Origin of the sequence: Neisseria sp. HMSC074B07 (assembly GCF_001810355.1) — a bacterium.
GTDB lineage: Bacteria > Pseudomonadota > Gammaproteobacteria > Burkholderiales > Neisseriaceae > Neisseria.
This window is the reverse complement of the sequence record NZ_KV800904.1, coordinates 14,045-22,861: the sequence shown is the minus strand read 5'-3', so window position 1 is coordinate 22,861 and position 8,817 is coordinate 14,045. Positions and strand designations below refer to the sequence as shown.

General features: G+C 55.3%; 7 protein-coding genes and 1 riboswitch. Of the genes, 3 read left to right on the top strand and 4 right to left on the bottom strand.

Annotation, left to right across the window (positions count from 1 at the left end; all coding sequences use genetic code 11):
* Window positions 1–75: 75 nt before the first annotated feature.
* Complete coding sequence (locus HMPREF2726_RS01750) at window positions 76–1,482, bottom strand: DEAD/DEAH box helicase (protein WP_070601981.1); 1,407 nt, start codon at window positions 1,480–1,482, stop codon at window positions 76–78.
* Between the two features lie 460 nt (window positions 1,483–1,942).
* Between HMPREF2726_RS01750 and HMPREF2726_RS01740 the strand changes: the two genes are divergently transcribed.
* Entirely contained in the window at window positions 1,943–2,191 is a 249-nt protein-coding gene (locus HMPREF2726_RS01740) for a hypothetical protein (protein WP_003757173.1), read from the top strand.
* 185 nt (window positions 2,192–2,376) lie between these two features.
* On the opposite strand, the gene HMPREF2726_RS01735 is transcribed toward HMPREF2726_RS01740, so the two are convergent.
* The gene (locus HMPREF2726_RS01735) at window positions 2,377–3,018 is read right to left on the bottom strand and encodes a GrxB family glutaredoxin (RefSeq protein ID WP_070601979.1); all 642 of its coding nucleotides are present in this window, start codon (window positions 3,016–3,018) and stop codon (window positions 2,377–2,379) included.
* Between the two features lie 146 nt (window positions 3,019–3,164).
* Between HMPREF2726_RS01735 and HMPREF2726_RS01730 the strand changes: the two genes are divergently transcribed.
* On the top strand, window positions 3,165–5,378 hold the full coding sequence (locus tag HMPREF2726_RS01730) for a RelA/SpoT family protein (protein ID WP_003763695.1): 2,214 nt from the start codon (window positions 3,165–3,167) through the stop codon (window positions 5,376–5,378).
* Between the two features lie 382 nt (window positions 5,379–5,760).
* On the opposite strand, the gene nqrM is transcribed toward HMPREF2726_RS01730, so the two are convergent.
* Together nqrM and HMPREF2726_RS01720 are read right to left on the bottom strand one after the other, a co-directional pair.
* Window positions 5,761–5,982, bottom strand: coding sequence for a (Na+)-NQR maturation NqrM (gene nqrM, locus HMPREF2726_RS01725; protein WP_003757168.1), 222 nt, complete (start codon window positions 5,980–5,982; stop codon window positions 5,761–5,763).
* Window positions 5,983–6,020: 38 nt separating this feature from the next.
* The gene (locus HMPREF2726_RS01720; protein ID WP_070601977.1) at window positions 6,021–7,070 is read right to left on the bottom strand and encodes an FAD:protein FMN transferase; all 1,050 of its coding nucleotides are present in this window, start codon (window positions 7,068–7,070) and stop codon (window positions 6,021–6,023) included.
* Between the two features lie 92 nt (window positions 7,071–7,162).
* A riboswitch (SAM-I-IV-variant riboswitch) is annotated at window positions 7,163–7,272 on the top strand.
* Between the two features lie 191 nt (window positions 7,273–7,463).
* On the opposite strand from HMPREF2726_RS01720, the gene metK reads away from it, so the two are divergent.
* Window positions 7,464–8,633, top strand: coding sequence for a methionine adenosyltransferase (gene metK / locus HMPREF2726_RS01715; protein ID WP_009312787.1), 1,170 nt, complete (start codon window positions 7,464–7,466; stop codon window positions 8,631–8,633).
* The last annotated feature ends 184 nt before the right edge of the window (window positions 8,634–8,817 follow it).

Here is an 8,817-nt window from a genome sequence, read left to right as displayed (position 1 = left end):
TTTTGTTAATCCACTATAAAAAGGTCGTCTGAAATCTTTTTCAGACGACCTTTCGGGTTTTATGGGAAACCGGCTTTATTTTGCGCCGTAATTGGGTTGCAGCAGGGCGCAGGGTTGGCGTTCCCTGCGGCTGCGGCGGCTGCGTCCGGCGATGGTGCCGCAGGCGGCGCCGGGATCGGTTTTGTCGGCTTTTGGTGATTTGTCGCCGCGCTCGTTGCGGTCATTGCGTTCGCTGCGGTTGTTCCGTTCGGAGCGGTTTCTGTCGCTGCCGCGGCTGCGGGTTGGGGCGGCTTGGGTGTCTGCGGCGGCATCGCCGTCGGCGTCACTTCCCCACCAGTTCGGCTCGAAACCTTCGATGCGTTCGACTGCCAAGTCGTTGCCGGTCAGCTCCTTGATGGCTTCAAACATTTTCTGTTCGGTTTTGTCCATCAGGGAAATGGCGACGCCGTCCGCGCCTGCCCTGCCGGTGCGTCCGATGCGGTGGACGTAGTCTTCGGGCTGGGTCGGCAGTTCGTAGTTGATGACGAAGGGTAGCTCGGCGATGTCCAAACCGCGTGCGGCAACGTCGGTGGCGACGAGGACGCGCAGGCTGCCTTCTTTGAAGGCGTTGAGGGTTTCGAGGCGGCTTTGCTGGGATTTGTCGCCGTGGATGGATTGGGCGGCAAGGTTGCGGCGTACGAGGTCGCGGGTGACTTGGTCGACGCTTTGTTTGGTTTTGCAGAATACGATGACTTGGTTCATCTGCAAATCGACAATCAGCCGTTCTAAAAGGTTGCGTTTTTTGAGCGCGTCAACGGCGATGATGTGCTGCTCGACATTGGCGCTGGTGGTGTTTTGCGCGGCGACTTCGACGATTTCGGGCGCATTCATGAAGTCTTTGGCGAGTTTGCGGATGGGCGGGGCAAAGGTTGCGGAAAAGAGCAGGGTTTGGCGTGGCTTGGGCAGCATCTGCATGATTTTGCGGATGTCGTCGATGAAACCCATATCCAGCATACGGTCGGCTTCGTCGAGGACGACGATTTCGACTTTGTTTAAGTTGATGTTTTTCTGTTTGACGTGGTCAAGCAGCCTGCCGACGGTGGCGACGACGATTTCGCAGCCGGCGCGCAGGTCGGCGGTTTGTTTGTCCATGTTGACGCCGCCGAAAAGGACGGTATGCCGCAGCGGCAGGTTTTTGATGTAGCCCTGCACGTTTTGGTCGATTTGGTCGGCAAGTTCGCGCGTCGGGGTCAACACGAGCATACGCACAGGGTGCATCGCGGGCGATGTACTGGAAGTGGCGTAGCGTTTGAGGCGTTCCAGGCTGGGCAGCATAAAGGCGGCGGTTTTGCCTGTACCGGTTTGGGCGGCGGCGAGCAAGTCGTGGCCGGCAAGTGCTTTGGGGATGGCGGCGGCTTGGATGGGCGTCGGGTTTTCGTAACCTTGTTCGGTCAGCGCGGAAACGATTTCGCTGCCAAGCCCGAGTGAGGCGAATGGATTCATGGCGGTATCTTTCTGTCCGGACGGGATGCGGAATGCCGCATGGGGTCGTCTGAAACGGGAGGATGTTTTGATTGTGTGTTCGGTAGGATGCCGCCGGCAAAGTATGCGGCCGGTTTACGGCAAACCGCAGAAGGGGGGGATGTGGTCTCTGCGGTATGGAAAGGTAAGCGGGATTATGCCATAAAACCCTTGCGCCGCCCAACGGCAGGCGGTCGGGGCGTTGGGGTTGGGCGGTGTTGCCGGAGTGGAAAGGGGATTTTTTACATTGCCATGCCAGCGGCGTTTATGTCTCTTAAATTTTTGAAACCGCTTATCATTTCCTGACGGCATTTACTGTCATAGTTCAAACTTATCAAAACCTTTCATATGTAAATGAAACTAAATCGTACTAATGGGACTCTGTTTTGAGACAGACGCAAATTTGCGCTGTAAACCATCAATCACAATAGGAATATACGACATGAAAACTTTATTGATCGCCGTTGCCGCTGCAAGCCTGATGCTGGGTGCCTGCTCTAGCAGCAAAACTACTGAAGAAGCTAAAACTCCTAGCGTAAGCGTTGAAGAGGCAATCGCTCAATGTCAACAAGCTTCCGGTGCAAACCAAGACCGCGCCGTGTTCGATGCATGTATGAAAGACAAAGGCTATCAACGCAGCGCCGCTGAAGGCGCAGCCGCAGCTGCTGCTTCTGCACCTGCCGCACAATAAGCACAGCTAGGAATTATTGATGTATCACCCGATCTGTTCGGGGTCATACATCAACAATTTCTCGCCATGCTTGTTCCGCCTGATTCCATTCACTCCCGGAAGGTAGGGCGGGCGCAAACGGAAAGGTCGTCTGAAAACAGTTTTCAGACGACCTTTCCGTTTGTTTTATCCGGCGGATTCGGTTATTACAAGGCGCGGTCGAAATACAGCGGCACGCCCGATGCTTCGCTCATGCGCAGCAGGTAGTCCATAACCTTCTGCGGCCACTCGACACCGCGTACGACGGTCAGGTTGCGCAATATCGGGAACACCAATATGTCTTCCATGCCGATTTCGCCGTTCAAACCTGCGCCGCTTTCGGCCATCAGCGTTTCCAGTTCCGCCAAATCTTCGTTCAGCCGTTGCACATACTGACCGGTTTTCTCCAAATTGGCGGCGAAGCTGCCGATGCTTTTCTCTTTTTTGTCCGTGAAATATTTCACCGCTTCCGGCGTTTCAAATTCGGGCAGCTCGAGTTTGATCACGCGCGGCTGGACGAGTTTCAGGTTGTATTCGCCCACTTTGTCCAACCATGCCTGGATTTCGGGGCGGGTTTCATCTTTCAGACGACCCTCGCGGTCAAGATAGCGGACAACGTCCAAACTCTCGCCCATAAACGAACCGTCTTCTTTTTGCAGGATGGGCACTTGTTTCGCGCCGATCATGCCGATCGGCGTTGCCTCGTCGTCGTTTGCCAGCACGACTTCTTCAACGTCCGCGCCAAACAGCCCCGCCGCCATCCGCGCACGCACGCAAAACGGGCAATGGTCGTAAATATACAGCTTCATCGGATACTCCTTTTCATGTTCATCAAACGGACGAACCATATCATTTAAGGTCGTCTGAAACAACCCGCTTACAGACAATATCCCGCAAATCCCTTTGGCAACCTGTTACAATAAACCTGTTTTTATCGAAACGAAAAGACACCATCATGACCGCCACCAGCCCGATTCAAGACACGCAAAGCGCGACTCCGCAAGAATTGCGCGAATGGTTCGACAGTTACTGCGCCGCGCTGCCGGACAACGATAAAAACCTCATCGGCGCCGCATGGTCGTTGGCAAAGGAACACTATCCCGCCGATGCCGCCACGCCGTATGGCGAACCGCTGCTCGACCATTTGCTCGGCGCGGCGCAGATGGTCAACGAGCTCGACCTGCTCTCCGATGCTGTCGCCGCCACCCTGCTTGCCGACATTGGACGCTACGTTCCCGATTGGAATCTATTGGTTTCCGAACGCTGCAACAGCACCGTCGCCGAGCTGGTCAAAGGTGTGGACGAAGTGCAGAAACTCACCCACTTCGCCCGAGTGGACAGCCTCGCCACTTCCGAAGAGCGCGCGCAGCAAGCCGAAACCATGCGTAAAATGCTGCTGGCGATGGTCACCGACATCCGCGTCGTGTTGATCAAACTCGCCATGCGCACCCGCACCATGCAGTTTCTCAGCAATATCCCCGACAGCCCCGAAAAACGCGCCGTCGCCAAAGAAACCCTCGACATCTTCGCCCCGCTCGCCAACCGTTTGGGCGTGTGGCAGCTCAAATGGCAACTCGAAGACCTCGGTTTCCGCCATCAAGAACCCGAAAAATACCGCGAGATCGCGCTGCTTTTGGACGAAAAACGCACCGAACGCCTCGAATACATCGAAAACTTCCTCAACATCCTGCGCGCGGAGCTCAAAAAATACAACGTTCACTTCGAAGTTGCCGGCCGCCCGAAACACATCTACTCCATTTACAAAAAAATGGTGAAGAAAAAACTCAGCTTCGACGGCCTCTTTGACATCCGCGCCGTGCGGATTCTGGTCGATACCGTCCCCGAGTGTTACACCACGCTGGGTATCGTCCACAGCCTCTGGCAGCCCATCCCCGGCGAATTCGACGACTACATCGCCAACCCCAAAGGCAACGGCTATAAAAGTTTGCACACCGTCATCGTCGGCCCGGAAGACAAAGGCGTAGAAGTGCAAATCCGCACCTTCGATATGCACCAATTCAACGAATTTGGTGTCGCCGCCCACTGGCGTTACAAAGAGGGCGGTAAGGGCGACTCCGCCTACGAACAGAAAATCGCCTGGTTGCGTCAACTCTTGGACTGGCGCGAAAACATGGCGGAAAGCGGCAAGGAAGACCTCGCCGCCGCCTTCAAAACCGAGCTTTTCAACGACACGATTTACGTTCTGACCCCGCATGGCAAAGTCCTCTCCCTGCCTACGGGCGCGACCCCCATCGACTTCGCCTACGCCCTGCACAGCAGCATCGGCGACCGTTGCCGCGGCGCGAAAGTCGAAGGTCAAATCGTGCCGCTGTCCACCCCGCTTGAAAACGGACAGCGCGTCGAAATCATTACCGCCAAAGAAGGGCATCCTTCCGTCAACTGGCTGTATGAAGGCTGGGTCAAGTCCAGCAAGGCAATCAGCAAAATCCGCGCCTACATCCGCCAGCAAAACGCCGACACCGTGCGCGAAGAAGGCCGCGTCCAGCTCGACAAACAGCTTGCCAAACTCACGCCCAAACCCAACCTGCAAGAGCTTGCCGAAAACCTCGGCTACAAAAAACTCGACGACCTCTACACCGCCGTCGGACAAGGCGAAATTTCCAACCGCGCTATCCAGAAAGCCTGCGGCACGCTGAACGAACCGCCGCCCGTGCCCGTCAGCGAAACCACCATCGTCAAACAGTCCAAAATCAAAAAAGGCGGCAAAACCGGCGTCCTTATCGATGGCGAAGACGGCTTGATGACCACGCTTGCCAAATGCTGCAAACCCGCGCCGCCCGACGATATTGTCGGCTTCGTTACCCGCGAGCGCGGCATTTCCGTACACCGCAAAACCTGCCCGTCTTTCCAACACCTCGCCGAGCAAGCACCTGAAAAAGTGTTGGACGCAAGTTGGGCGGCATTGCAGGAAGGACAAGTGTTCGCCGTCGATGTCGAAATCCGCGCCCAAGACCGCTCAGGACTTTTGCGCGACGTATCCGACGCGCTCGCCCGCCACAAACTCAACGTTACCGCCGTGCAAACCCAGTCCCGCGACTTGGAAGCCAGCATGAGGTTCACGCTCGAAGTCAAACAAGTCAACGACCTCCCGCGCGTCCTCGCCAGCCTCGGCGACGTCAAAGGCGTCTTGAGCGTAACGAGGTTGTAAGGATGAGCAAAAGGTCGTCTGAAAAACGGATTTCGGGTTTTTCAGACGACCTTTTTGTCTGTATCTTAAATCGACATCGAAAATATCTGTTCTGTCCTTTCCACCTACTCGGAAATGACGGCAATTTGAGCAGCTTCGATAAATCGCCAACTGCCTTTTAAAAACAACCACACCTTCAAATCAAAGGTCGTCTGAAAACTGCAATATGCGGTTTTCATCGGAAATAACGGCAATTTGAGCAGCTTTGCTAAATCGCTATCTGCCTTTTAAAAACAACCACACCTTCAAATCAAAGGTCGTCTGAAAACTGCAATATGCGGTTTTCAGACGACCTTTGATGTTGCCAAACTCAAAGCAAGGCTGAACCTGATTCGGGCAAGGTTCAGTGATCGACGGTGATGCCTTTGCTTTCCTGCTGTTTCTGTTCGTCCAGTTTCTTTTGCAGCGTGTCGCACGGGGTGTCGCAGTCGCAGACTTTTTTCATGCCCAACGAGGAGATGCCGCCGCAACTGCCTTTGATAGTGCGTTTAGAAAAAATATAGCCGACCGCCATGCCGAGGATGACGAGGAGGAAGAGGCCGAAGGTGAGGAGTAGGGTTTTCATGATGGTGTTCCTGTGGGATGGATATGAGTGCGTGGATATTAATGGAGTAGTTTTTTAAACGCGCCGGACATTTCGGTATGGTAGCCGTTTTGGTCGCGGATAATCAGGAAAACGGCGAGGTTTTGCTGTTCGGCGAGTTTGAGGGCTTCGGTTTCGCCGAGTACGAAAAGTCCGGTGGACAGACCGTCTGCGGTGGTGGCGTTATCGGCGACGACGCTGATGGAGGCGAGGCGGTGCGACAGCGGGCGGCGGGTTTTGGGGTCGATGATGTGGGAGAGCCGCCTGCCTTGCGGGTCAACGTGGAAAATGCGGTAGTCGCCGGAGGTGGCGAGGGAGCGGTTGTCGAGGGGGACGACGATTTGGGTGTTGCCACCTTGGACGATGTTGGGCTGTTCGATGCCGATGCGCCAAGGTTCGCCTTGGGCGTTGCGGCCTTTGCCGTGCAATTCGCCGCCGATTTCGACAAGGTAGTTGTTGATGCCGAGTTTTTCAAGTTCGCCTGCCACTTTGTCCACGCCGAAGCCTTTGGCGATGGAGGAAAGGTCGAGGTAGGTTTCGGGTTGGGTTTTGGCGAGCGTGGCTTGTTTGCCGTCTTGCGTGAGGATGATTTTGTCCGTGCCGGTTTGGGCGGCGGCTTTGTCGATTTCGGCTTGGGTGGGTTCGCGGGTGATTTCTTTGTTCGGTCCGAAGCCCCAAAGGTTGACGAGCGGGCCGACGGTTACGTCGAGCGCGCCTTGTGTGAGGCGGTTGAGGCGTAAGGCTTCGGCGGTTACGGCGGCGAAATCGGCGGAAACGGGCATGGGTTTGCGGGTTTCGCGCATTTGGTTGAAGCGGCTGATTTCGGAGTCTTCGCGGTAGGTGGACATTTGGCGGTTGACTTCTTCGAGCGCACCGTCAATCTGCTTTTTCACGGCTTCGGGTGCGGGCGGGTTGGGGAGGTCGTCTGAAAGGTATTTGACGGTATAGGTCGTACCCATCGTTTCGCCCTGAAGCACGGTTTGTTCGGATGTTTTTTTGCCGCACGCGCCCAAGGGCAGGGTAAGGACGAGGGCGGTGGCAAGGGCGGGAATGGCGGAGGGCAGGTGCATGATAGGGTGTTCGGGTGTTTTCAGACGACGTATTGTAACGTAAAACGCAAGGGCGCGCGGCTTGCGGGGGAAGGGCTTTTCTGCTAACATCCGCGCTGCATTAAGAGTTGGGAATTCCATGCCAACCTGCTTTTCAGACGGAAAGGTAAGGTGGACGGCTGCAAAGCCGATGTGGTCCGAGAGGGCAATTCAAATCCCCCCGCTTGATGCGGGAATTTTTTTGCCTGTATGTTTTGTGCAGGCAGGATTCCGAACCGTTTTATCCAAGTGGGAATATTTATCATTTGGATGGAGCGCAGGTGGAAATTTTGTTATGATTTCCGTTGTGGGACGTATATTGAAACAACAGGTCGTCTGAAAGCAGACGGCTTGTTTTTGAAGGAAAATATTGAAATGAGCGAATATCTGTTTACTTCCGAATCGGTTTCCGAAGGCCATCCGGACAAAGTAGCCGACCAAGTGTCCGATGCGATTTTGGATGCGGTTTTGGCGCAAGACCCCAAAGCGCGCGTCGCGGCGGAAACTCTGGTAAACACCGGCTTGTGCGTGTTGGCGGGCGAAATCACCACCACCGCCCATGTGGACTACATCAAAGTCGCACGCGAAACCATCAAACGCATCGGCTACAACTCGTCCGAGTTGGGCTTTGATGCCAACGGTTGCGCGGTCGGCGTGTACTACGACCAGCAATCCCCCGACATCGCCCAAGGCGTGAACGAAGGCGAAGGCATTGACCTGAACCAAGGCGCGGGCGACCAAGGTCTGATGTTCGGCTACGCCTGCGACGAAACCCCGACCTTGATGCCGTTTGCCATCTATTACAGCCACCGCCTGATGCAGCGTCAAAGCGAATTGCGCAAAGACGGCCGCCTGCCGTGGCTGCGTCCCGACGCAAAAGCGCAGTTGACCGTGGTTTACGACAGCGAAACCGGCAAAGTAAAACGCATCGACACCGTCGTCCTGTCCACCCAGCACGACCCTGCAATCAGCCATGAAGAACTGAGCAAAGCCGTGATCGAGCAGATTATCAAGCCCGTTTTGCCGCCCGAAATGCTGACTGCTGAAACCAAATACCTGATCAACCCGACCGGCCGCTTTGTCATCGGCGGCCCGCAAGGCGACTGCGGTCTGACCGGCCGTAAAATCATCGTCGATACCTATGGCGGCGCAGCTCCGCACGGCGGCGGCGCATTCTCCGGCAAAGACCCGTCCAAAGTCGACCGTTCCGCCGCTTACGCCTGCCGATATGTTGCGAAAAACATCGTTGCCGCAGGTTTGGCAACCCAATGTCAGATTCAGGTTTCCTACGCCATCGGCGTTGCCGAACCGACTTCGATTTCCATCGACACTTTCGGCACAGGCAAAATCAGCGAAGACAAACTGATTGCCCTGGTTCGCGAACATTTCGACCTGCGCCCCAAAGGCATCGTCCAAATGCTCGACCTCTTGCGCCCGATTTACAGTAAATCCGCCGCCTACGGCCATTTCGGCCGCGAAGAGCCTGAGTTTACTTGGGAGCGCACCGACAAAGCTGCCGCATTGAAAGCAGCCGCAGGCGTATAAAAAAGCATATAAGGTCGTCTGAAAGGGAGTTTCAGACGACCTTTGCCGTCCCGAGTCAAAAACTTTTTGGCAAACGAAGTATCATAATGTTTTACAAAAAAAGCAGCGCGGCACTGTGTTTCCTTGCTGCGCCGTCTTTTACCCGTCCACCAATATAGTGGATTAACTTTAAACCAGTACGGCG